This is a genomic window from Actinomadura sp. ATCC 39365 (assembly GCF_054392275.1).
The window spans coordinates 4,357,800-4,380,772 of record NZ_CP184335.1 but is presented as its reverse complement, the minus strand read 5'-3'; the positions used below and the strand labels follow the sequence as shown (position 1 = coordinate 4,380,772).

Genomic DNA, 22,973 nt, shown 5'->3' with positions numbered 1-22,973 from the left:
CGTGGCCGGCCCGTCTAGGGTGGGCGCATGGCCGAACGGCGTCCCTTGATCGCGCGCAGGCTGCGGCCGGGACACTGGGTCGCCGTCGACGTGTTCGCGGCCGTTGCCCTGGCCGCCGGGTTCTCGGTGCCGGCAGTGCTGGCGCCCGAGTCCGCCCGGGTGTCGCCCTGTGTGGCCGTGCCGGTGATCGCGCTGGCCTGCCTGCCGCCGGCGGTGCGGCGTCGGTGGCCGGTGCCGGTGTGCGCGGTGGTCATGGTGGCGGCGGTGTTCGCGCCGTTCGCCGGGTGGCAGGAGGCGTTCGTGCCCTTGGCGGTCGCGCTGCACGCGGTGGCGCTGCTGGCGGCGCGCCGGACGGCGGTGGCGGCGCTGGTGGCCGCGCTGGCGGTGACCGCCGCCGGTGCCGCGGTCGGCTCCGCCTCCTGGACGCAGGCGGCCTCGGCGTGCGGATTCGCCTGGCTGCTGCTCGGTCTGGCATGGACGATCGGGCTTGCCGTACGGGAGCAGCGCACGTACGCCGCCCAGGCCGTCGCACGGTCGGCGCAGGCCGCGGCGACGGCGGAACGGCTGCGGGTGGCTCGTGAGGTGCACGACGTCGTCGCCCACAGCATGGGCCTGATCTCCATGCGGGCCGGCATCGCCAACCACGTCGCCGCCACACACCCCGAGGAGGCGGGTGAAGCGTTGTCGATCATCGAGGAGACCAGCCGGAAGGCGCTCACGGACTTGCGCGGCCTTCTGGGCCTGCTCCGCGACGCCCCGGCAGAGCGGGACGGCGCGCCGTACCTGGCGGACACGCTGGGCGAGCTGGTCGCGGCGATCCTACGTGCGGGAGGTCACGGGCTGGCCGGGCTGGAAGAACGGGTGATCCTGTACGGCGGGACGTTCTCGGCCGGACCGGAGCCTGGCGGCGGCTTCGCCGTCCGCGCAGGACTGCCCTTGCCAGGCGGTTCCGGGGAGGCAGGCGGTTTCGGGGAGGACGGCGGTTTCGGGGAGGACGGCAGGTGAGCACGTTCACGGTGCTGATCGCCGAGGACCAGGCGTTGCTGCGCGCGGGCCTGCGCAGGCTGATCGACACCGCCCCCGGCCTGGCGACCGTCGGCGAGGCCGGGACCGGGCAGCAGGCCGTGGAACTGGCCCGCGACCTGCGGCCCGACCTGGTGCTCATGGACGTCCGCATGCCCGGCCTCGACGGGATCAAGGCCACCCAGCTGATCAAGGCCGACCCGGCGACCGCCGGGACGCGGGTGGTGATGCTGACCACGTTCGATCTCGACGAGTACGTCTATGGGGCGTTGCGCGCCGGAGCCAGCGGGTTCCTGCTGAAGGACACCGGGCCCGGCGACCTGCTGGAGGCGCTGCGCATCGTCGGGGAAGGGCAGGCGCTGCTGGCCCCGTCGGTCACCACGCGGCTGATCGCGGAGTTCGCCCGGCGCGAGCCCGCCGCGACCCCGGCCCGGCTGGCGGCGGGGCTGACCCAGGTGTCCGGCCGGGAGCGGGAGGTGCTGGTGCTGGTGGCCCGGGGGCTGACCAACCCGCAGATCGCCGAGCGGCTCGGCATCGGGCAGGCGACGGTCAAGACCCATGTCCGCAGCCTGCTGGCCAAGCTCGCCGCGCACGACCGGGCGCAGCTCGTCATCGCCGCCTACGAGGGCGGCGTGGTCACCGCCGGCGGGCGGGCGTCGTCAGCGGCGGTAGGAGACTTCGGGGAAGGCGGCTGACGGGCCCCGCAGCAACGCCTGCGGACGGCCGCGCAGCGTCTGCTCGAAGAAGGCCGGCGGGTAGGCGCGCTGGAAGGCCAGCGCCCGCTCGGCCGGGATCGTGCCGACGACCTCCGCCAGCTGCTCCTTCCCCAGCCCCAGCGCCCCGGCCGACATGGGGATGAGCAGGACGTCGTCGCCGAAGGAGTTGTGCGCCGCCCCCTTGAGCGTCACGTTGAGCCGCCATCCCCGCAACCCGTCCCAGAAGGCACGCAGCGTCGGATTGGTGGCCATGCCGCCCTTCCCGTCGGTGTCGACCACCATGTAAGGCCGGTCGAGGCCGGACTGCGCCACCTTGCCGAAGACGGCGCCGTCCAGGCCGAGCCCGGCCTTGATCCGCGGGTCGGCGTACATGGCGGAGGAGGTGGCCGCGCCGCCCAGCGAATGCCCGAACATCCCGATCCGCGCGAGGTCGAAGAGCGGCTTCCCGGCACGTCCGGGCACCTTCTCCGCCAGCAGGGACAGGCTGTCCAGGACGAACCGCACGTCGGCCACCCGAACCTCGACCGCCTTGGCGAAATCGGTCACCTCGGGACCCGACTCCACCCGGCCGCCGGGGAACTCCACCACCGCCGCGTCATAGGGGTGATCCACGGTGACCACCGCGTATCCCCGGCTGGCCAGCTCCTCGGCGACGCCGGTCCCGTACGCGCGCGAGGCGTTGGCGCCCGGCGAGTACAGGACGACCGGCAGTTCGCCCAGGCTCGTGTCGACGGGCGCGCCCTCGTGGCCGTCCGTCCTGTCCAGCAGCACCGAGCCCGGCTCAAGGTCGTTCATCTTCAGGTACCGGTCCGCCGCCGCCCTCGGCATCCAGGGGGCGACCGGGTGGGCCTGCACGTCCCGGGCCGGGTACCACAGGCTGACCATCAGCTCCCGCTTCCTGCCGGAGCCGTTCCAGGGATCCGGGCGGGACTGATCCACCAGGTGGACCGAGACGGTACCCACCGGATGCGGGCCCGTCGGCTTCGGAACGGTCAGACGCTGCGGCGGGGCGGAGCCGCAGCCGGCCAGCGCGACAGCCAGGGCGGTGATGACGAGTGCACGTTTCACCCCATTCACGCTGCCAACCGCGTACGCCCGCCGCCTCTGACGTGCGGAGGACCTCCGACTCAACCCAGGAAGGTAGAGCTCGCTGGAGATCGTCCTCAGGAATGACACCCACGAACGAACCACACCCGCTCTCCGAAGGTCTGCTGTGGTCATGGCGTGCCGGCGCGAGCGCATGGACCAGGTTGTCCGCTGGGACGCTCCACCAGACGGGCGCCCCTCCACTGGCCCCGCCATCCCTCAGACATGGGAGAAGGGGTTCCGGATGATTTCCGAAACCCCTTCACCTGGGTCCTACGAATGGGCGATACCGGGATCGAACGATGTAAGTCGATCCTCGAATGGCAAGATCCGTCAGTTCCTCTGTCAGGAACCAAGGTGCTGCAATTCCTGACAGGACGATGAGGCCCGCTTCGCTGGCCACAGCCGCCACGAGCATGCAGTTGTCGGAACCCCTCGCAGGGGCGAAGAGGATCGCGGTCGTAGCCATCTGAAGGACGGACGCAGCTCAAGCCCTTGTGCGATGGGTTCGACGCGGTGCAGGGCGCAGGGCGGGGTTCATGCGACGCCGGTCTGGGCGCGGACCATCCGCGCGTACCACCCGTGGCGGTCGCCGAGCAGGTCGAGGCGATCTCCGTGTTCCGCCACCCGACCGCCGTCCAGGGCCACGACGGTGTCGAAGGACTCCAGGACGCCGAACCTGTGGGTGATCATCACCGTCGTCCGTCCCGCCCGCTCGGCCAGGATCGCCTCGACGACCTCCAGCTCGGTCATCGGGTCGAGGGCGGAGGTGGCCTCGTCGAGCACCAGCACCGACGCGTCGGCCAGGAGCGCGCGAGCCAGGGCGATGCGCTGTCGTTCGCCGCCGGACAGCAGGGCTCCCCGCTCTCCCACCAGCGAGTCGTAGCCGTCCGGAAGTGCCATGATCCGCTCGTGGACGCGGGTGAGCCGGCAGGCCCGCACGAGATCGTCCGCAGTGGCGTCGGGGGCGGCGTACCGGAGGTTCTCGGCGATCGACCCCTGGAAGAGGAAGGGCTCCTGGGTGGCGATGCAGACGCGTCCGGGCGACGGACGGGCGATCTCCGCCCCGTCGATCAGGACCGACCCCTCGGTGGGCGGGTGCAGGCCGGCCAGCAGGTGGCCGAGTGTCGTCTTGCCCGAGCCGCTCGGGCCGACGACCAGCGTGGTGGATCCGGCCGGCAGGGTGAGATCCACACCGTCCAGCGCCGGACGGTCCCGCTCCCCTCCGGCGTACCGGAACATGACCTCATGGACGGCGAGCGCGCCGGGCCCGGAGACGGGGTCTGGGCGTGGCTCAGGCCCGGGCTCCATCTCGGGCTCGGGCCGCATGTCGAGGTAGTCGAAGACCCGCTCGAAGGCTCCCTGGGCGGAGCGGAACTCGGTGGAGATGTGCAGAAGTTGCCAGAGGGGCTGGTAGAGCCTGGCCTGCAGCACGGTGAAGGCGACCAGAGTGCCCGGGGTGATCCCGTCGGACAGGCCCGCCGCCACGAACACCAGGTACGGGGTCAGCACGAAGAAGACGTGTCCCGCGCTCAGCACTCCTTGGGCCACCAGCCCGGACCGTACCCCGAGCCGGATCAGCCGCCGGCTCTCCGCGGCGAATCCGCCGGCCTCGTCCGCGCTTCTGCCGTGGACCCTGGCCAGGATGACGGCGCCCAGGCACAGCCGCTCCGCCACGATGGCCGACAGTTGTGCGCGGGAGCGCTGGCTGACCTCCGACAGGTTCTTGAGCGCTCGCCCGGAGCGGGAGGCCACCCAGACGACGACGGGCGCGAGGATCAGGGCGGCACCCGCGAGCTGCGGTGACAGTGCCACCATCGCGCCGGTGGCGGCCACGAATCCGAGCACGCCGGACAACGTGCTGGGCAGGGTGTCCTTGACGGCGTTCTCGATCTGGACGGTGTCGTTGGCCAGCCGCGCCTGGATCTCGCCGCCTGGTGTCGCGGCGAAGAAGGCCAGCGGCATGCGCTGGAGACGGCCGAACAGCTCCACGCGCAGCGCGTGCACCACTTGTTGCGCGACGCGGGCCGACACCCACGTCTGGCCGAGGTCCACCACGCCCACCGCGCAGGCGGTGGCCGCCGCCAGTCCGGCGATCAGCGCGAGCAGCGGCAGGTCCGGACCGCCCTCGCCGAACAGCGCCCGGTCGAAGACCAGCTGGGTCAACAACGGGACGGCGGCGTTCAATGCGGAGTAGGCCACGACGAGCAGGACGACGAAGCAGATGGCGAGCCGGTGCGGCATGAACAGCCGCACGACCCTGCGCCAGGTCCCGGGGGCGGGAGGCTGCTCCGAATCGAAGCGGGAACGATCGTGCACGGGCCGGGCCTGTCCTTGTCTCTTGACCGAACGCTGTCGACCAGACGTCTGGATCGAACAGGGCCCCGCCCGCCCGTGTCCGGGCGGGCGGGTTCGGCTGTCAGTTGTCGGTGCAGCCGAAGTGCTTGATGCAGTGGGTCAGCCGGAGCGCCTCGTTGGCGCCGGGCTCTAGCTCCTGGAGCGCCTGCAGGTCCTCGACGTCGAAGGACATGGTCGTCACCTCCTTGTGAATGCCGGGGCCGCCTGTGGTGCGGCCGTCTGTCATCGCCGTCCCGCTGCGGGAGCGGCGAGCCTGGAGTCCTCCTCCGGCATCCACAACCGGGCGGACCGGTCGCGCAGTCGGAGGAGGAATGCGACGATTCCCGCCGTACCGGCGAGAAAGGTCGGCGGGAAATCTCCCTGGGGTCCGGGGACGAGCAGGCGGCCGCGATGATCGGCCGCGCGCAGCTCCAGACATCCGGCCAGATCTCGCGCCCACCGCCGGTAGCGGTCGTCGCCGGTGAAATCGGCCATGTCGAGCAGGAATTCACCGTCGCCGGGCAGTCCGTGGCACGGCACCGGCCCTGACTGCCATCGAGTACGGTGCACGGCCGCCGCAGCCTTGCGCGCCAGGTCCAACGCGGGCGAGTCGCCGGTGGCACGCCAGTACCTCACGAGGAAGGAGCCGATCCCGGAGGAGCCGCTGCACCAGTACGGCCGGCGCGGGCGCACCGTGGACAGGTCGCCGCGCTGCGTCGGCCACCAGACGGTGTCGCCGTCCACGTCGGCGTGTTCGTGGAGGGCGCGGGCGATCTCGTGGACGGTCGCCGTCCAGTCAGGCCGGTGCAGGGCCCGGCCCGCGTGGAGCAGCGCGGTCCCGATGCCGGCGATGCCGTGCGCGAAACCGAAGTGGTTGGCCCCGGCCAGCCCCGAGTCGAACGTCTGCGGCGTCGGCCACTGCGGGTGGCCGTTGCCGTACGACCGCGCCTGATGCAGGTTCTGGAAGGCCTCCGCGGCCCGGTCCCGAAGCGCGAGATCTCCCGAGGCCAGGGCGATGTGCAGGAGCGCCATGCCGCATCCGGCCAGTCCGTGCGTCACGTCGGAGCTGGGGTGGTCGGTCGGCAGCCGCCGCGCTGTCCGCACCGCGAACCGGGCCAGCTCGGCGTCGCCCATGGCCGTCGCCGCGTCGTACAGCGCCCACACCGCGCCGGAGCGCCCGAAGTGCAGGCCGGGCGGCCAGACGTCCTCGGCCGCCAGCCGCCGCCTCAACCAGCGGGCGAGTTCGGCAGTCGCCGGGGCGTGCGGTTCGGCCCGCGTCAGGACGCCGAGAATTCCGGCCGCGCCACCGTTGACCGAGCACGGATCGGCCTCGACGCCGTCGGCGGTGTCGGGCCACGGCGAGGGGGCGTCCTCGCTCGTGTCCATCGTCTCCACCAGGTGCGCGATCCCGTCGTCGATCAGGCGGCCGATCCGCTGCGGCGGCTGGGAGCGGTGGTGGGGGGCGGCCCGCTCCGGGGCGGGAGAGGTGAGGAAGCGAACGCAGCTGTCCAGCGACCAGCGGCGCTCCGGTTCCGTCGCCAGCAGGCCCTCCACCAGCGGTCGCAGCAGGGCGAGCGTGGGGTTGGCCGCTGCCACCGCCGCCACCCTGGCCGCCTGGTCGGGGCCCGGCGGGTCCAGATGGGCCCCGACCGCCAGGAAGTACGCCATGGCGCCGAGGCTGTAGAGGTCGGCGGCTGCGTGCGGGGCGGGCCGGAACTCCCCCGTGTGGCCCGCCAGCTCCGGGGCGAGGTAGCCCGGGGTCCCGCCCACCATGACGGTGGTGCCCGGCACGGCCGCGTGTTCCAGGTCGATGAGCCGTAGTTCGCCGCCGGGCGAGATCATCACGTTGTTCGGCGACAGGTCGCCGAACACGTAGCCTCGGCCGTGCAGCGTCTTCAGCAACGCGATCAGGCGGCTCATGACGGGCAGGACCTGCGCCGGCGCGCCGCCGAACCCGTCCTCGCCCAGTGGCCCGGCATTCTCGTCCGACCAGCGCTGCAGCGTGATCCCCGGCACGAACTCCTCGACGAGGAAGGTGTGGCCGCCCTGCTCGAAGAAGTCCACCACGGCCGGCGTGATCCCGGCCGTGGCGAGGGCCTCCAGGCAGGAACGTTCGGCCGCGATCCGATCCCGCGCGTCGCGGCCGCTCAGATCGGCGCACGCGTGCGGACGCCCCTCCTTGACGACGACCTCGTGGCCGGTGGCGGTGTCCTCGGCGAGGTAGACGCCGCCCCGGTTGGCATGCCGTACGGCCTTACGGACGATGAACCGGTCATTGAGCATCACCGCAGACGCCCGCGGGCGCCGGCTCGCCACCGGAACCTCGAACGGGCAGATCGCGAACGGTGGCGGGGAGAAACTCGGCCGCCGTTCGTCGGAAACGAGCCGGCCCTCCGGAGAACGCAGCCGAATCTCGTAGAACCCGTCGTTGCCGAGCACACGATGCCCGCTGAAGGCGCCGTAGCGGTAGTGGACGATCCCGCCTGCCCGGTACGGACGATCGGAAAGAATCACCGGGCCGGGAAGTCCCCGGGTGACGTCATCGAGCAAGGCGCCCAGGCGTACCGACTCGGCGTCGTCGAGGGGATAAGCGGTGATGAACTTCCCGGCCTGCGCCCGGCTGCAGTGCGGTTCGAGGAATTTCCAATAGTCGCTCAGCCGGGCGGGGAACTTGAAGGCGCAACGGGCCTCGGTGAGCACTCGCGAGACGCGGGCGAGCGCCACCGGGGCGGAGAGCATCGTCGCGGAGACATGTAGCTTCCATCCCTGGTCGGGCATCGGGTAGGCGTCGGGAGTGACCTTGCACCACAGGTCGTCCTCGGCGATCGACCACTCCCGTGCGCCCGCGCGCCCGAGTTCGGCGGTCACGATGTCGCGCAGAATGGCCGAGTCTTCCGAATGCGTGCCCACGTAACCCGCTTCCGCTGTCGCCGCTCTCCTGCGAACCGAGCGTCGCCAAGTGCTCTTGCAGATGAATGGGAAATGAATTGAATGCGAGGTGAAAGCTGGTTTCCCGGCCGAAGGAGAGCGTGGCCCGCTTTACCGGTCGCATTTATTTGCCTTTTTGTTTCGTCCGTTGAATGGCCCCCGAAGCGGTTCACGGGGTTCCGGGGCAACCTGGCGCCAGGACCAGTGAGCCGGCGCGGGCTCGGCGGTCCTCGCCGAGACGCGGGCGACGACGGACCGCAGCAAGCAAATGACATACGGCCACATCTAGCGACACCCAAAGAACGGGCTCATCACACCTGGATCCTGGATCCAGGTCCCGTACTCTTCGACATCGCATCCGATACGGGCATCGACCTCGGCGATCGTGATCGTTGGAGCGTTGAGCGCGGCGTCCAGGGACACGTCGTCCACGGCGAGCGTGGCGTCAAGGACGGCGCGGCGCTTGGCGATCACCTGCCGGGAGCCGGTCGGCTCAGTCGACGATCGCGCCGCCGGACAAGTTGGCGATCGCCCCCGTCATGGCACCGGCTGCCGGCGCGTCGACGACAGCGTGGGGACGGATGCCGATGACCCGGACATTGCCGGGTGCCGGCTCAGCGGCCAGAACCCGCGAGAACGCCTCCTTGTCGGCCGCGCTCACGGCGTGCCCCCAGGATGCCGCCCCCAGTCAAACTGGCCGAACTGCTCACCACATCGATCCCGCCCCCGAACGACGAGCCGGATGACGAACGCGACGACGACTGGCGGGACCGACATGACGCCGAGGAGGCCGACAGGCGCACCCGGTCGAGGCAGCCCGTCACCCGTCCTGGACGCAGTGAACAGCACACAGGCGAGACAGGCCAAGTCGTCGCAAAGGGCACCGCCTTCGTCTGCCAGGGCGTGCGCGAGGGTGGTTTCGTAGCGCGTGTTCATCCACGTCGCTCGTCCAACGACAACGGATCGCAATCGTCCGCGTCCGTCCGCGCGTCTGCGCGTGTAAATGGCGTGACGGACGCGGACGGACGGCCGCACGGACGATCACAATCCGTAATCAACGAAGAGATCTCGATTAGGGAGAGGAGGGATGCCATATGCAGGCATACACGGTCGAACAAGTCGCGGAGATGCTCAGCGTCGGGCGCGACAAGGTCTATTTCCTTCTCCGCACCGGCCAGCTCAAGAGCATCAAGATCGGCAAACTCCGCCGGATCACTGATCAGCAACTCACCGACTTCGTCTCTTCCCTCGAAGCGATAGACGAGGTGTAGAACAGCGTGCTACGAAGTTCTACAGGACGGGTACCCCCGGACAGCGCCTCTTGATAACTGCATGACACGAAAGGAAGCCGTCTATGACGAGCGACCGAACGACCCTGCCTCCCGTACGGGTGGACACGGAACTGAAGGACCGTCTCCGCAGGTACGCCGAGTCGCAGGAGCGAGATGTGTCGTGGGTGATCAGGAAGGCGATCGAGGAGTACCTCAACCGCCACGAGAAGGGGTGATCCCTTGACCAAGATCCTGACCGGCCAGCACGAAGCGACCATCTACCCCGAGGGGGACGGCTACACAGGAGCCATCTCCCTCGGGTTCGGCCCGGACGGCAGACGCCAACGCCTCAAGCGGAAGGGCCGGACCAAGACCGCGGTCAAGGACAAGCTGATCAAAGCGGTCAAGGACCTTGAGGCAGGCGTCAGCGCATCGGAGACCTACACCGTTCGCGAGGCCGTCGAAGACTGGCTCACCAAGGGACTGAAACGAGCCATCCGGCAAGCCCAGGCACGCGACATGGTGATCGGAAACGTCGCCGAGCTCGTCATCACCCCCAAGGGCACGGACGGGCGACCAAGCAAAGCACTCACCCGGCAACAGGCCGAGGCAGTGCTCAAAGCTGCCGAATCGTCCGAACTCAACGCCTACGTGGTGCTCAGCCTCACCACGGCATCCGCACCGAAGAGGCCCGAGCACTCCGATGGAATCACGTCGTCGCCTGGACACCGAGCCTCAAGCAGTGGCAACCAGTCACCGAGGCAGGGTCCAAGCACAAGAAGTTCGCCATCTACATCCGGCGGACCGTCCGGGAAGGAGCAGACACCAAGACCCGCAAGTCACCCCGCACGCTGGAGCTGCCGAAGCCGGCATCCCAAGCGCCCAGACAGCACCACACCCGCCAAGCCGCCCACAAGCTCAAGGCCGGCGAGGCATGGGAGGACCACGATCTGGTGTTCTGCACGAACGCCGGCACCCAGCCCGAGGCGTCGAACGTGCGGCGCACCTTCCGCGAGATCGCCAAGCAGGCCGGGCCCGGAACGACATGGAGCCCACGAGAGTTGCGTCACTCGTTCGTCTCGATCATGAGCGACCAAGGCGTACCGACCGAGACGATCGCCGACCTCGCCGGACACGCGGGCACCAGCGTCACCAAGGCGGTCTACCACCACCAGCTCAGACCAGTGATCACCAAGGGCGCCCAGACGATGAACACCATCTTCGGTGAGAAGCCGACGGGTTGAGCATCCGAGCGGGATGGCTCCCCGGATTGACCCCCGTCGCCCCCCAGACATGAGAGAAGGGGCTTCGGATGATCTCCGAAACCCCTCCACCTGCACCTTACGAGTGGGCGATACTGGGATCGAACCAGTGACCTCTTCGGTGTGAACGAAGCGCTCTCCCGCTGAGCTAATCGCCCGCCCTGTCGGCGCCTTGCGGTGCTGACGGGGAAAACCATACCGCACTCTCGGGGTGGTGGCGAAACGGAGCGGTCGCGGGGCGATCTTCGGGAGCTCCGGGCGCGAGGGATTCGAGCGAAAGGCGGCGGTTGCCCATCGGCGTGGTGGGTCGGTGTCATACCATCGACGTGTCCCGGAAGACACCGATCGCGATCTTTTCGGTAGAAACGTTCTTGGTCGAGCCCGTCGGGGCAGGCTCTACAACAGCAAAACCCTCGCAAATACGACCCGATTGATGCCGTTTAGCCAGGTAGATGCCTAAATGTCCAGCTGTGATGTGCGTTACAGAAGGCCCCTGAGGCGGAATCTTTCCTACAGGTTTCTTCGTTCCGCGTCATAGCTCAGGACGAAGTCCGTCAGAGCAGTGAAAGCCCCGAAGAGGGGACCTACGACGAAAAGGTTTGGCTGACGATGAACAGCACCACCGTCTCCGCCGAGCTTGGCCTTCGGCTAGTGGTCCCCGACCGTACTACCGTCCCCCTGCTCGCCGGACTGAGCTACACAGCCGACGATCCGTATGCCATCCGCATGGCCTTCCACGTAGGGAACGACGAGCCGGTCGAGTGGATCTTTGCTCGTGAACTGCTGACCGTAGGCATCGTGCGGCGGGTCGGCGACGGCGACGTGCAGGTATGGCCCGCACGCGCCGATGGCGAGCGCACCCTGCACATCAGCCTCACCTCGCCGTTCGGGCAGGCGCTCTTCGAAGTGCCGCTGGCCCCCCTCACGGAGTTCCTCCACCGGACGTACGAGAAGGTGCCCGCGGGGCGCGAGACCGACTTCATGGACCTGGACGCCGAGCTCACCAACATGCTCTGGCCGTCCTGAACCGTCACACCCGAGGCCCCGGCGTCCACCCCGACGCCGGGGCCTCGGCATGTGCGGTGTCAGGACGGGAGCGTGGTCGCGGCCTGGCGCATGCGTTCGATCTCGATGCTCTGGCCGGAGTAGACGTCCCTGGCCAGCAGGCGCATGCGGTAGTCGCGGCCGCCGGCCAGTTCCTCCCCCGCCATCTTCACCGCGCCCTGGTGGTGCCGGGTCATCAGGCGCAGGAACATCTGGTCGAACGCGGCCCCCTTGGCCGCTCGCAGGGCGTTGAGCTGCTGCTCGGTGGCCATGCCGTAGCCGGCCGCCGCGCCGTGGTCGTGGCCGGCGGGGGCCGGGCGGCCGAGTTCGGCGAGCCAGACGGTCATGGACCTGATCTCGGGGGTCTGGGCGGCGGTGATCGAGCGGGCGAGCGCGCGGATGACCGGGGTGGTCGTACGGGCCTCGACCAGGGAGGTCATCTCCAGCGCCTGCCGGTGGTGCGGGATCATCGCCTCGGCGAAGCGTACGTCGGCGGCGAGGGTGGGGGCCGGGCTCGGGCCGACGCGTTCCCCGGGGGTCGCCGTCCGGGCGGGGGCTCCGGGGCTGGCGGGCACCAGGACGGGGGCGTCCGTCCCGACGGCCGGGATGTCCGGGGCAGGCGGCTGAGAACAGGCGGAAAGCGCAAATGTCATCACAACTGTGATGGAGATCGTACGCGGCCACCAACGTGCTGGCATAGCTTCCATAGTGAGCCACGAGAGATAAAGGGGACGCGTGTTGATCTTCGCCAAGTTGCGCGGAGCGGTGTTGTGCGCGGCGTTGTTGCTGGCTTCGGCGTGCGCGGCGGAACCGCCGTCGGCCGGTGATCCGGGGCCGGCCTCCTCGCAGGAGAGCGGCACGGCGTCAGGCACGGCGTCCGGCACGGCGTCGGGTACGGGCGAGGTGCTGACCAGCGCCAACGTCAAGCACGTGGCGAACGTCCCGCGCTCCGGCCCGTTCGCCGGGGACGACAACTTCAACACCGATCTGGCCTTTCAGGGCGATTACGTGTTCGTCGGGAACTTCGCCGGGTTCACGATCTACGACATCAGCGACCCGGCCAAGCCGAAGACGGTGAGCCAGGTGTCCTGCCCGGCGCAGCAGAACGACGTCAGCGTGCACGGCGACCTGCTGATCCTGTCGATCGACGAGCCGCGCGACGGCGAGGGCTGCGACTCCGGTGAGAACTCCCGCGACTGGGAGGGCCTGCGCCTGTTCGACATCAGCGACAAGAAGAGCCCCCGCTACGTCGGCGCGGTGCGCACGGACTGCGGCTCCCACACGCACACCATGGTGCCCACGGACGACAAGCTCTACGTCTACGTCTCCTCCCCCGGCCCCGAGCCGGACTCGCGGACGTGCCCGGCGCCGCACCAGAACATCCAGATCGTGGAGATCCCGCTCGACGACCCCAGGTCCGCCAAGGTCGTGGCGCAGCCGAACATCTTCCCCCAGCAGCAGAACACCCAGATGTTCGCGGGCTGCCACGACATCACCGCCTACCCGGAGAAGAAGCTCGCCGCGGCGGCCTGCTTCGGCGACGGCGTGCTGCTCGACATCTCCGACCCGGTCAGTCCACGGGTGATCCAGCAGATCCGCGACACCGAGAACTTCCAGATCTGGCACTCGGCGACGTTCAACAACGACGCGACGAAGGTCGTCTTCGGGGACGAGCTGGGCGGCGGCAGCCAGGCCACCTGCGACGCCGGCACGCCGCGCACCAAGGGCGCCGACGCCGTGTACGACCTGGTGAACGGCAAACTGGAACGCCGCGGCTACTTCAAGATCCCGCGGAACCAGGAGAAGGACGAGAACTGTGTGGCCCACAACGGCTCGCTGATCCCGGTGAAGGGCAGGGACGTCATGGTGCAGTCGTGGTACCAGGGCGGGGTGTCGATCTGGGACTTCACCGACTCGGCCGCGCCGAAGGAGATCGGCTTCTTCGAGCGGCGTCCGTACCCGGAGGGCGGCATCGCCGGCTCGTGGTCGGCCTACTACTACAACGGCTACATCTACTCCAGCGACATGCGCGAGGGCCTGGACGTGCTGCGCATCGACGACCCGATCACGGATCCGGCCAAGCAGGTGAAGATGGCCGACTTCAACGTACAGACGCAGAAGTCGTACTGACGGATGAAGGGACAGGGCCCCGGAGGCGGGGCCCTGTCGAGGGCGGGTCAGGGGTTGAGGTCGGCGGCGGCGCGCTCGGCGAAGATCCGCATGGCCTTGGCGGTGATCGGGCCGGGGGCGGTGGGCAGCTCGGTCCGGTCGACCAGCCTGATCGGCTGGATGTCGCGGGTGGTGGAGGTGAGGAACGCCTCCTCGGCCTCGTACAGGGCCTGCAGCGGGACGTCGGCCTCCTCGCCGCCGCACCATTCGAGCACCAGCGCGCGGGTGACGCCGGCCAGGCAGCCGGAGGCGAGCGTGGGGGTGATCAGGCGGCCGTCGCGCACGATGAAGATGTTGGAGCCGGTGCCCTCGCACAGGTCGCCCGCGAGGTTGCCGAAGATCGCCTCCCCGGCGCCCTGGTTCTTGGCGTGCAGCAGGGCCTTGGCGTTGTCGCCGTAGGAGGTGCTCTTGACGCCGGACAGCGCGCCGCGCTCGTTGCGCGGCCAGGGGACGACGGCCACGTTGGCGGTCTCGGGGAAGGGCTTCTGCTCGTCGACGATGACGATCGAGGTGGTGCCCTGGTTGCCCCGGTCGGAGCCGAGCGGGCCCGGACCGCTGGTGTAGGTGATGCGGATACGGCCGAGCGACCAGGCGGGGGCGGCCGCCAGGAGCTTGCCGACGCCTTCGGCGATGGCCTCGACGTCGGGCTCGGGCAGGTCCATGCGCTGGGCCGAGAGGGTGAGCCGGTCGAGGTGCCGGGTGAGCGCGAACGACTCGCCGTCGACGATCTTGATCGTCTCGAAGACGCCGTCGCCGACCATGAGCCCGTGGTCGAACACGGAGACGGTGGCCTGCGCGGGGTCGATCAGTTCCCCGTTGACCCAGACAGGGATGTTCATGCGTTTCCTCCTGAGGATGCCAGTGAGATGAGCCTGGATGCCTTCAGCTCGGTCTCGGACCATTCACGCGCGGGGTCGCTGCCCCACGTGATGCCCGCGCCGGTGCCGAAGCGGATCTCGCCTGCTGAGATCCAGAATGTTCTGATGCCCACGGCCAGCGCCGCCCTGCCCCGGTCGGCGTCGACCCAGCCCACGGCACCACAGTAGGGCCCCCGGGGGACCGGTTCGAGCTCATTGATGATGCGCAGAGCGGACGACTTGGGCGCGCCCGTGACAGACCCGGGCGGGAATGTGGCGGCGAACAGCTCCGGCCACCCCACTCCGGGCGCGAGCCTGGCCCGCACGGTGGAGACGAGATGGACGAGACCCGGATGCTCCTCGACCGCGCACAGGGAGGGCACCTCGACCGAGCCGACCGCCGCGACCCGGCCCAGGTCATTGCGGACCAGGTCGACGATCATGACGTTCTCGGCGTAGTCCTTCTCCAGCAGGTCGGCGGCGGTGACGCCGGTGCCCTTGATGGGGCCGGACTCCACGACGTCGCCCTCGCGCGACAGGTAGAGCTCCGGCGAGGCCGACACCACGCTCAGCCCCGGCACGTCGACGACGGCGGCGTACGGAGCCGGGTTGCCCTCGGCCAGCCGCGCGGCCAGCGCCAGCGGGTCGGCGCCGGGCGGGACGGGGGCGGACAGGACGCGGCAGAGGTTGGCCTGGTAGACCTCGCCCCGCTCGATGTGGTCGCGGATCGCGCGCACGCCGCGTTCGTAGGCGGCGCGGTCGAGCGAGGTACGCCACTGGTCCGGACGTGGACCGTGCCAATGGCCCCTGGGCGAGGGCAGCGCGGACGGGCGCACGCGGTCGAAGCGGGCGCAGGTCGCCTTGCCCTCGTAGTCGACGACGACGGCCCACCAGCCCTCGCCGTCGAGGGCGGCAAGGTCGGTCGTCACGTCGCGGAGTCCGGTGGCGAGATGACCGTTTAAGTGGGCGAAACCGTCGTACACATCTCCCATTGTCCCAGCATCTCGACCAGTTCCAGCGCGGAGGGCAGGGGAACCTCCGGAAGGGCCGCGTACACCGTACGGACGGGGGTGGCCTCGCGCAGCGGCTTGAGCACCAGGTTCGGCGGCACCGCCCGCGCGGCCAGCTCGGGCACCAGCGTCACGCCGAACCCGGCGGCGACGAACCCGAACTTGCCCGACCATTCGGCCACCCGCAGCCCGCCGCGCGGCGTGAACCCGGCGGCGGCGCACGCCGCCACCAGCGGCGTCGGCTGCCCGCGCGGCGCGGCCTCGATCCAGCTCTCCTCCGCCAGGTCGCGCAGGTCCACGTCGGGCTCGGCGGCCAGCGGGTGGCCGGCGGGCAGCGCGACGAGCAGCCGGTCCTGGCAGAGCCGGACGAGCCGGGCGTCCTCGGCGGGCAGCCCGGCCGGGTAGTCGCTGATCACGGCCACGTCGAGCGCGCCGGCGTGCAGGCGTTCCATGAGCCGCGAGGTCAGCGCCTCCGTCATGCGCAGCTCGACGCCGGGGTGCGCGGCCAGGAACCGCTTCAGCGTGGACGGCATGAGGTCGACGTTGGCGGTGGCGAACGCACCCACGCGCAGCGTGCCGCCGCGCCCGGCGTGGATGGCGGCCAGTTCCTCGCCGGCGCGGGCCAGCCGGTCGAGCACGGCGACGGCGTGCCGGTGCAGGGCCGTGCCGGCGGGGGTCAGGCGCACGCCGCGCGGCAGGCGTTCGAACAGGGGGCCGCCGCCGGCCCGTTCCAGCGCGGCGATGCGCCGGGAGACCGCCGACTGGGTGTAGCCGAGCAGCTCGGCGGCGGCTGTGAAGGAACCGCTCCTGGCCACCTCGTCGAAGAGGCGGAGGGCTTGGAGGTCGAAGGCATTCGTCTCGTGCATGGCTGCCATGCAATCTAGTCGGTGGTGGAATACCTCGCATCCCTGTTGACTGTTCCCGTGATTGCATTTCTCGGACAGGGACGCATGGGCGTCCCCATGGCTCGGCGACTCGTGGAGGCCGGGCACAAGGTGACGACGTGGCGGCGTGGGACCGGTGTGACGGCCGCCGAGGCGGTGGACGGCGCCGAGCTGGTGATCAGCATGCTCAGCGATCCGGGGGCGGTGCGCGAGGTGCTGACGGCCGCGCTGCCCGGTCTGCGGCCCGGCGCGACGGTGGTGGAGATGTCCACGATCGGCCCGGAGGCGGTGCGCGAGCTGCGCGAGCTGCTGCCCGCGTCGGTCGCGCTGGTGGACGCGCCGGTGCTGGGCAGCGTGGGCCCGGCGGCGGACGGCTCGCTGGTGGTGCTGGCCGGCGGGGACGTGTCCGGCTGCCGCGAGGTGCTGTCGGTCTTCGGCAGCGTGCGCGAGACCGGGCCGCTGGGCTCCGGCGCGGCGATGAAGATCGCCGTCATGAGCGCGATCGTGCCCGCGCAGGTGCTGGTCGCCGAGACGCTGGCGTACGGGGCGGCGCACGGCGTGGACCGGGACGCGCTGCTCGACGTGCTGGCCGGCACGCCGCTCGGCCAGGTCGCCGAACGGCTGCGCACGCCCGCCACCGAGACCCGGTACTCGCTCGGCCTGGCCGCCAAGGACCTGGAGCTGGCGGCCTGGGAGGGCGCGTCGATGGCCACGGCCGCCCGGCGACGCCTCCAGGAGGCGCGGGCGGCCGGGCTGGGCGAGCGCGACCTGACGGCGGTGGCCGAGCACGTCGGCGGCGGCCCGGCCGCGCGCGCGGTGCCGCTGAACCTGTCCACGATCCCGGCCACGAACGGCGCGTACTCGCACGCCGTCCGGGTCGGCGACATGCTCTACGTCTCCGGCCAGGCCGCCTTCGACGAGCAGGGGCACGTGGTCGCCCCCGGCTCGCTGAAGGACCAGGCCGAGCACATCTTCGCGGTCACCACGCGCATCCTGGCCGACCAGGGCGCGAGCTGGCAGGACGTCGCCTTCATCCGCACCTACCTGACGGACATGGACGACATCCTCCAGCTCAGGGACGTGCGCAACCGGTACGTCACCGGCACTCCCCGGCCAGCACGACCGTCGAGGTGTCGAAGCTGTTCCGGCCGGGGCTGGTGATGGAGATGGACCTGATCGTCGCCCTCCCCCGCTGAGCGGGACGGGCTAGTCCAGCGGCCCGGTGACCGACTCCGCCGCGGCCACGACGCCGCCCTCGGCCACCAGCCGCACGGCGGACTCGATCTCCGGCGCGAGGAAGCGGTCGGGGCCCGGTGCGGGCACGTTCTCGCGCAGCGCCCTGACCACGGCCGCGGTCGCCGGCGCGGGCTCCAGGGGGGCGCGCAGGTCGAGCGCGCGGGCCGCGGTGAGCACCTCGACGGCCAGCACCCGCGTCAGCCCGTCGACCGACCTGCGCAGCTTGCGCGCCGCCGACCAGCCCATGGAGACGTGGTCCTCCTGCATGGCCGAGCTGGGGATCGAGTCGACGCTGGCGGGCACGGCCAGCCGCTTCAGCTCCGAGACGATCGCGGCCTGGGTGTACTGGGCGATCATGTGGCCGGAGTCGACGCCGGGGTCGTCGGCCAGGAACGCGGGCAGGCCGTGGTTGCGGGCCACGTCGAGGAAGCGATCGGTGCGGCGCTCGGACATCGAGGCCAGGTCGGCGGCCACGACGGCGAGGAAGTCGAGCACGTAGCCCACGGGCGCGCCGTGGAAGTTGCCGTTGGACTCCACCCGGCCGTCGTCGAGCACGGCCGGGTTGTCCACGGCGCTGGCCAGCTCCCAGCCGGCCACGGTGGCGGCGTGCGCGATCGTGTCACGGGCGGCGCCGGCCACCTGCGGGGCGCAGCGCAGCGAGTACGCGTCCTGGACGCGGGTGCACGCCTGCGGGTCGCGGTGGCTGGCCATGACGCCGGAGCCGGCCAGGATCCTGGTCATGTTGGCGGCGGACCTGGCCAGGCCGGGGTGCGGGCGCAGGGCCTGGAGCTCCGGCATGAACACGCGGTCGGTGCCGAGCAGCGCCTCCACGCTCATCGCCGCGCTGATGTCGGCGGTCCTGACCAGCCTGGTGAGGTCGGAGATGGCCAGGATGAGCATGCCGAGCATGCCGTCCGTGCCGTTGATCAGGGCCAGGCCCTCCTTGGCGGCCAGCTCGACCGGCTCGATGCCGGCCTGCTTGAGCGCCTCCCCGGCCGGCTGGAGCTCCCCCGCGGCGTCGCGGACGACGCCCTCGCCCATCAGCGTCAGCGCCACGTGGGCCAGCGGCGCGAGGTCGCCGGAGCAGCCGAGGCTGCCGTACTCGTGCACGACCGGCGTGATGCCGGCGGTGAGCAGCGCGGCCAGGGTCTTGGCGGTGCCCGGCCTGATGCCGGTGTGGCCGGTGGCCAGCGTGTGCAGGCGCAGCAGCATGAGCGCGCGCACCACCTCGGTCTCCACCTCGGGGCCGCTGCCCGCCGCGTGCGAGCGCACCAGCGACCGCTGGAGCTGGGCGCGCAGCGCGGGGTCGATGTGCCGGGTGGCCAGGGCGCCGAACCCGGTGGAGACGCCGTAGGCGGGCACGGGGCTCTCGGCAAGTTCGTCCACCCGCTGGCGGGCGGCCGCCATGGCGGCCACCGCATCGTCGGTGAGCTGGACGGCGGCGCCGTGGCGGGCCACCTTGATGACGTCGTCGAAGCTCAGAGGCTCCGGGCCGACGTTCACGACTCCGTTGTCGCGCATGATCGTCTCTCTCGCTTAGGTAACCGGCGTACCCGATGTTAGCTCCTTACTCGGGAAGATCGCCGCCAGCCCCTCCCTGCCCTCGTCGGTGAGGACCACCGCGCGCGGCACCGATCCCCGCCGGTACCAGCCGCGTTCCAGCAGGACGTCGGTGATCGCGGCGCCCAGAGCGCCGCCGAGATGCGACCGGCGTTCGGTCCAGTCGAGGCATTCCAGGGCGAAGCGCCGCCTGGCCCTGCGGGCCCCCTCGACGTCCACGCCCAGGCCCGTCAGCAGCCGTTCGCCGTCGGAGGTGAGGTCCTGGCGGTCGTAGAAGCCGCCGTCCCTGAGCCGGTCGAGCAGGGCGACGCCGGCGCGTCCGGCCAGATGGTCGTAGCAGGTGCGGGCCTCCTCCAGCAGGCGCGCCTGCCGGGACTGCCGCAGGGAGCGCACCGGCGGGCGGGCGCTCACCCTGGCCAGGGTCTCCAGCACCTCGGCAATCTCGTGCCCGGCCAGCCGGTAGTAGCGGTGGCGGCCCTGCCGGACGACGTCGACCAGGCTTCCGTCGAGCAGCCGGGCCAGATGGGCGCTGGCGGTCGCGGCGCTCACCCCGGCGACCCTGGCCAGCTCGCCGGCGGCCAGGGCGCGGCCGCCGAGCAGCGCCGTGAGCATGGCGGCCCTGGTGGGATCGGCGATGAGTGCGGCGACGGGCGCGATGTCGGCGTCACGGGCGATGTGCTCCATGCCCACGACGCTAACGCACCGACATTTCGCCCAGGAACGAAGTGTCAGCCGCTCCCCAGGGCCTTCCTGATGATCTCGCGGGCCCGGTCCATCAGCGCGAGGGGCGTGCCGATCAGCACGTTCTTCGTCGCCGACTCCACGCCGGGACGCGGCCGCAGCGGCCCGACCGCCTCGGCCGCCCGCACCGCCGCCGCCATGGCCCGGCGTTCCACGACGGAGGTGCTGTTGCGGAGCTGGGCGAACTCGTAGCGCTCCTCGCTACGGGCGTGCATGGTGACCGCCGTGCGCAGCTCGGCCAGCTTCTCCCAGAACGCCGGGTCGTCCACGCCCGCCCGGTCGATCTCGACGAGCAGGCGCTTGGCCCGGTTCTCCTCGGCCAGCCGGTCGGCCACCACGCCGGGGCCGCCGTCCACCTTCCGGCGCGCGTAGGGGTGGACGATCTCCTCCTCGGCGGTCTCGTGCACGGCCAGCAGGCGGATCAGCCGCTCGAACGCCTCCTCCACCCGTTCCGGCGGCGCCTGCTCCACCTCGTCGAACAGGTCCCTGATCTGGCCGTGCTGGGCCATCAGCACGTCGATGACATCGTGTTCAGCCACGTCCAGCGGCCTACCCGGGCGCCGGTCGGGCACGCGCCTCCTTACCGAACGCGGATCGTTCGGCGACGCAACGCGGAGGTTGCCCCACCAGGCCGCGGGTAGGCGCAGCGACATGGCCTTCGACCCACTTCAGGAGCGGGGCATCCCGCTGGACGAGCAGCTGCGCGACTGGCGGGAGCTCAACGTCTCGCCCATCGATCCCGACCACGCCGACCCGTACACCCGCTGCCGGATCATCACGATGAACGGCATCGAGACCGAGGCGATCCTGTTCAGCCACCAGCTCGCCCGCCACTGCACCGACCTGGAGCTGAAGCGGCAGCTCGCCCGGGTGCGCTACATCGAGGCGCAGCAGCAGAAGGCGGTCAACTGGCTGCTGCCCGGCGTCTCGTCGGTGCTGGAGACCACCATCGCCTACGAGCAGGTCGCGGTGGACCTGACGGCGTGGGTGGCGCGCATGGAACCGGACCCGTACCTGACGCAGGCGTACCAGTTCGGGGTGCTGGAGGACTTCGACCACCTCTACCGGTACGCCAACCTCTACGAGATGATCGAGCACCGCAAGGCCGAGAAGATCGTGGACGGGGTCACCGAGGTCATGCCGGGGCGGCCGACGTACCTGCACCACCGGGACCCGGTCGACAACGTGCGCGAGCCGTACGACCGGCACCGCACCGAGCCGCTGTCGAAACTGCACGCCCTGACCGTCATGGCGGCCGAGCAGCAGACCATGAACTTCTACATGAACGTCGGGCCGCTGGCCATGGAGCCGATCGCCCGGCAGCTCTACCAGGAGATCGCCCTGGTGGAGGAGGAGCACGTCACCCACTACGAGTCGCTGGTCGACCCGGGCGAGAGCTGGTGGGAGATGCTGCTCAACCACGAGTACAACGAGTGCTACCTCTACCACTCGTTCATGGAGACCGAGTCCGACCCCAGGGTGAAGGCCGTCTGGGAGCTGCACCTGAACATGGAGATCGAGCACCTGCGGCTGGCCTGCGAGCTGTTCAAGCGGTTCGACGGACGTGATCCCGACCAGGTGCTGGCTCCCGAGCTGCCGCCGCCGGTGACGTTCGAGCCGAACAAGGCGTACCTGCGGGAGCTGCTGGCCACCCAGATCGACTGCACCACGCTGGGCACCGGGTACGTCCAGGAGGCCCACGAGCGCTTCACGCGCATGCAGGAGGCGGTCATGGGCGGGGAGAAGCCGCCGTCGGAGCGGGTCATCGACGACAACCGGGCGGTGTCGGGCCAGGAGTACCGCCTGGAGACGGAGGGGCCGCATCCGGCGGGCATGCAACTGGGCCGCTGACGGGGCCACTGACGGGGCCACTGACCGGGCGCCTGACCGGGCGCCCGCCTCGCGTCCTGCCCCGGGTTCCGCCTCGGGGCGGTGGACGCGACCGGGCCGTACCCGGGGCGACCTGCGCGGAAGCGCTCCGGTTTGGGGACTCGGCGAGGATTCGCTAGAGTTCTCTCGTCGCCCGGCACGAGCGGGGCGCACGCGGAAGTGGCTCAGTGGTAGAGCATCACCTTGCCAAGGTGAGGGTCGCGGGTTCGAATCCCGTCTTCCGCTCGGAGCTTCCGGCTCGGTGGCGTGGCCGAGAGGCGAGGCAGCGGCCTGCAAAGCCGTCCACACGGGTTCAAATCCCGTCGCCACCTCTACGAAGGACGATTAGCTCAGCGGGAGAGCGCTTCCCTGACACGGAAGAGGTCACTGGTTCAATCCCAGTATCGTCCACCATCTCTCAACAGCCAGGTCGGCGGGTCGCCGGCCTGGCTGTCGCTTTTGGCGGCCTTCTCCCGGCGCGGCGGGCCTGGCGTTTGTAGCAAGCGTTTGGTTCGATCAGGGGCATGGACGTTCAGGAGATCGCCGACCGCCTGGAGATCACCGACCTGCTGGCCCGTTACTCGCGGGCCGTCGACTCCGGCGAGTGGGACCTGCTCGACGAGGTGTTCAGCCCCGAGGCGGTCATCGACTACCGGTCCGCGGGCGGGATCAGGGGCGGGCTGGCGGAGGTCAAGAGCTGGCTCGCCGAGGTGCTGCCGCACTGGCCGGGACGCCTGCACCTGATCGGCGCCGCGCGGATCGTCCTCACCGGGGACGAGGCGCGGGTCAGCGCGCCGTTCACCGACACCCTCGCCCCCACCCGCGACATGGCCGCGGCCGACACCCAGGGGTTCCTGCACGGCGGCGGCTGGTACCACCACCGCATGCGCCGCACCTCCGGCGGCTGGCGCAGCCAGGAACTGGTGGAGGAACAGAGCTGGCGAACAGCCCGGTGACCCCGCGTCCGGGACGCCCCGACC

Annotated in this window: 23 protein-coding genes and 4 tRNA genes; 13 read left to right on the top strand and 14 right to left on the bottom strand. The window is 70.6% G+C overall.

The features are described from left to right. Positions 1-27 precede the first annotated feature (27 nt). Positions 28-1,005 (top strand): histidine kinase, encoded by a 978-nt coding sequence (locus tag ACNF49_RS21720; protein ID WP_482944815.1) that lies wholly within the window; start codon positions 28-30, stop codon positions 1,003-1,005. After that, positions 1,002-1,718 (top strand): response regulator, encoded by a 717-nt coding sequence (locus tag ACNF49_RS21715; protein WP_482944814.1) that lies wholly within the window; start codon positions 1,002-1,004, stop codon positions 1,716-1,718. Before ACNF49_RS21720 ends, ACNF49_RS21715 begins: the two co-directional genes overlap by 4 nt. Here ACNF49_RS21715 and ACNF49_RS21710 read toward each other — a convergent pair. The 6 genes from ACNF49_RS21710 to ACNF49_RS21685 form a co-directional block, all read right to left on the bottom strand. Continuing rightward, positions 1,683-2,807: an alpha/beta hydrolase family protein gene (locus tag ACNF49_RS21710; protein WP_482944813.1), complete on the bottom strand. Its 1,125-nt coding sequence runs from the start codon at positions 2,805-2,807 to the stop codon at positions 1,683-1,685. The genes ACNF49_RS21715 and ACNF49_RS21710 overlap by 36 nt on opposite strands. A gap of 555 nt (positions 2,808-3,362) precedes the next feature. Then, positions 3,363-5,144, bottom strand: coding sequence for an ABC transporter ATP-binding protein (locus ACNF49_RS21705; RefSeq protein WP_482944812.1), 1,782 nt, complete (start codon positions 5,142-5,144; stop codon positions 3,363-3,365). Between the two features lie 261 nt (positions 5,145-5,405). Next, a complete protein-coding gene (lanL, locus tag ACNF49_RS21700) occupies positions 5,406-8,030 on the bottom strand; it encodes a class IV lanthionine synthetase LanL (protein ID WP_498702814.1) in 2,625 nt (874 codons plus the stop codon). Between the two features lie 345 nt (positions 8,031-8,375). Further along, entirely contained in the window at positions 8,376-8,564 is a 189-nt protein-coding gene (locus tag ACNF49_RS21695) for a hypothetical protein (protein WP_482944810.1), read from the bottom strand. 19 nt (positions 8,565-8,583) lie between these two features. Next, positions 8,584-8,751 carry a hypothetical protein gene (locus ACNF49_RS21690; protein WP_357964224.1) on the bottom strand — a complete coding sequence of 56 codons (168 nt, stop codon included), beginning with the start codon at positions 8,749-8,751 and terminating at the stop codon, positions 8,584-8,586. Continuing rightward, positions 8,748-9,026, bottom strand: a complete 279-nt coding sequence (locus tag ACNF49_RS21685) for a hypothetical protein (protein ID WP_482944809.1) — start codon at positions 9,024-9,026, stop codon at positions 8,748-8,750. The genes ACNF49_RS21690 and ACNF49_RS21685 overlap by 4 nt, the downstream gene beginning before the upstream one ends. Before the next feature lie 158 nt (positions 9,027-9,184). On the opposite strand from ACNF49_RS21685, the gene ACNF49_RS21680 reads away from it, so the two are divergent. From ACNF49_RS21680 to ACNF49_RS21670, 3 genes are all read left to right on the top strand, one after another. Further along, positions 9,185-9,361 (top strand): helix-turn-helix domain-containing protein, encoded by a 177-nt coding sequence (locus ACNF49_RS21680; RefSeq protein WP_482944808.1) that lies wholly within the window; start codon positions 9,185-9,187, stop codon positions 9,359-9,361. An 83-nt stretch (positions 9,362-9,444) separates the two neighbouring features. Next, positions 9,445-9,597, top strand: a complete 153-nt coding sequence (locus ACNF49_RS21675; protein ID WP_347624618.1) for a CopG family ribbon-helix-helix protein — start codon at positions 9,445-9,447, stop codon at positions 9,595-9,597. A 195-nt stretch (positions 9,598-9,792) separates the two neighbouring features. Then, complete coding sequence (locus tag ACNF49_RS21670; protein WP_482945561.1) at positions 9,793-10,605, top strand: tyrosine-type recombinase/integrase; 813 nt, start codon at positions 9,793-9,795, stop codon at positions 10,603-10,605. Between the two features lie 104 nt (positions 10,606-10,709). On the opposite strand, the gene ACNF49_RS21665 is transcribed toward ACNF49_RS21670, so the two are convergent. Next, positions 10,710-10,781: transfer RNA gene (locus ACNF49_RS21665), tRNA-Val, on the bottom strand. Positions 10,782-11,232: 451 nt separating this feature from the next. Here ACNF49_RS21665 and ACNF49_RS21660 point away from each other — a divergent pair. Continuing rightward, entirely contained in the window at positions 11,233-11,649 is a 417-nt protein-coding gene (locus ACNF49_RS21660; RefSeq protein WP_020547189.1) for an SsgA family sporulation/cell division regulator, read from the top strand. Positions 11,650-11,708: 59 nt separating this feature from the next. On the opposite strand, the gene ACNF49_RS21655 is transcribed toward ACNF49_RS21660, so the two are convergent. Then, positions 11,709-12,320 (bottom strand): DUF305 domain-containing protein, encoded by a 612-nt coding sequence (locus ACNF49_RS21655; RefSeq protein ID WP_482944807.1) that lies wholly within the window; start codon positions 12,318-12,320, stop codon positions 11,709-11,711. Between the two features lie 85 nt (positions 12,321-12,405). On the opposite strand from ACNF49_RS21655, the gene ACNF49_RS21650 reads away from it, so the two are divergent. Continuing rightward, positions 12,406-13,797: an LVIVD repeat-containing protein gene (locus ACNF49_RS21650; RefSeq protein WP_482945560.1), complete on the top strand. Its 1,392-nt coding sequence runs from the start codon at positions 12,406-12,408 to the stop codon at positions 13,795-13,797. Between the two features lie 47 nt (positions 13,798-13,844). On the opposite strand, the gene ACNF49_RS21645 is transcribed toward ACNF49_RS21650, so the two are convergent. The 3 genes from ACNF49_RS21645 to ACNF49_RS21635 are packed head-to-tail and all read right to left on the bottom strand — an operon-like array spanning position 13,845 to position 16,569. Beyond that, on the bottom strand, positions 13,845-14,675 hold the full coding sequence (locus ACNF49_RS21645; RefSeq protein ID WP_357964233.1) for an aminotransferase class IV: 831 nt from the start codon (positions 14,673-14,675) through the stop codon (positions 13,845-13,847). After that, a complete protein-coding gene (locus tag ACNF49_RS21640; RefSeq protein ID WP_482944806.1) occupies positions 14,672-15,622 on the bottom strand; it encodes a chorismate-binding protein in 951 nt (316 codons plus the stop codon). Before ACNF49_RS21640 ends, ACNF49_RS21645 begins: the two co-directional genes overlap by 4 nt. 29 nt (positions 15,623-15,651) lie before the next feature. Beyond that, positions 15,652-16,569, bottom strand: coding sequence for a LysR family transcriptional regulator (locus ACNF49_RS21635; RefSeq protein ID WP_357964237.1), 918 nt, complete (start codon positions 16,567-16,569; stop codon positions 15,652-15,654). A 96-nt stretch (positions 16,570-16,665) separates the two neighbouring features. Between ACNF49_RS21635 and ACNF49_RS21630 the strand changes: the two genes are divergently transcribed. Continuing rightward, positions 16,666-17,748, top strand: coding sequence for a Rid family hydrolase (locus ACNF49_RS21630; protein ID WP_482944805.1), 1,083 nt, complete (start codon positions 16,666-16,668; stop codon positions 17,746-17,748). Between the two features lie 45 nt (positions 17,749-17,793). Here the strand turns inward: ACNF49_RS21630 and hutH are convergent, their stop codons facing one another. The 3 genes from hutH to ACNF49_RS21615 are packed head-to-tail and all read right to left on the bottom strand — an operon-like array spanning position 17,794 to position 20,663. Beyond that, on the bottom strand, positions 17,794-19,344 hold the full coding sequence (gene hutH / locus ACNF49_RS21625; protein ID WP_358002038.1) for a histidine ammonia-lyase: 1,551 nt from the start codon (positions 19,342-19,344) through the stop codon (positions 17,794-17,796). 15 nt (positions 19,345-19,359) lie between these two features. After that, on the bottom strand, positions 19,360-20,067 hold the full coding sequence (locus ACNF49_RS21620) for an ArsR/SmtB family transcription factor (RefSeq protein ID WP_482944804.1): 708 nt from the start codon (positions 20,065-20,067) through the stop codon (positions 19,360-19,362). A 44-nt stretch (positions 20,068-20,111) separates the two neighbouring features. Then, positions 20,112-20,663, bottom strand: coding sequence for a hemerythrin domain-containing protein (locus ACNF49_RS21615; RefSeq protein ID WP_352331522.1), 552 nt, complete (start codon positions 20,661-20,663; stop codon positions 20,112-20,114). A 112-nt stretch (positions 20,664-20,775) separates the two neighbouring features. Between ACNF49_RS21615 and ACNF49_RS21610 the strand changes: the two genes are divergently transcribed. The 5 genes from ACNF49_RS21610 (at position 20,776) to ACNF49_RS21590 (ending at position 22,949) form a co-directional block, all read left to right on the top strand. After that, complete coding sequence (locus tag ACNF49_RS21610; RefSeq protein WP_357964244.1) at positions 20,776-21,975, top strand: hypothetical protein; 1,200 nt, start codon at positions 20,776-20,778, stop codon at positions 21,973-21,975. Between the two features lie 192 nt (positions 21,976-22,167). Continuing rightward, positions 22,168-22,239: transfer RNA gene (locus tag ACNF49_RS21605), tRNA-Gly, on the top strand. 15 nt (positions 22,240-22,254) lie between these two features. After that, positions 22,255-22,325 (top strand) — tRNA-Cys (locus tag ACNF49_RS21600). A 7-nt stretch (positions 22,326-22,332) separates the two neighbouring features. Continuing rightward, a tRNA-Val gene (locus ACNF49_RS21595) sits at positions 22,333-22,407 on the top strand. Between the two features lie 110 nt (positions 22,408-22,517). Next, positions 22,518-22,949, top strand: coding sequence for a nuclear transport factor 2 family protein (locus tag ACNF49_RS21590; RefSeq protein ID WP_482944803.1), 432 nt, complete (start codon positions 22,518-22,520; stop codon positions 22,947-22,949). Positions 22,950-22,973: the final 24 nt, after the last annotated feature.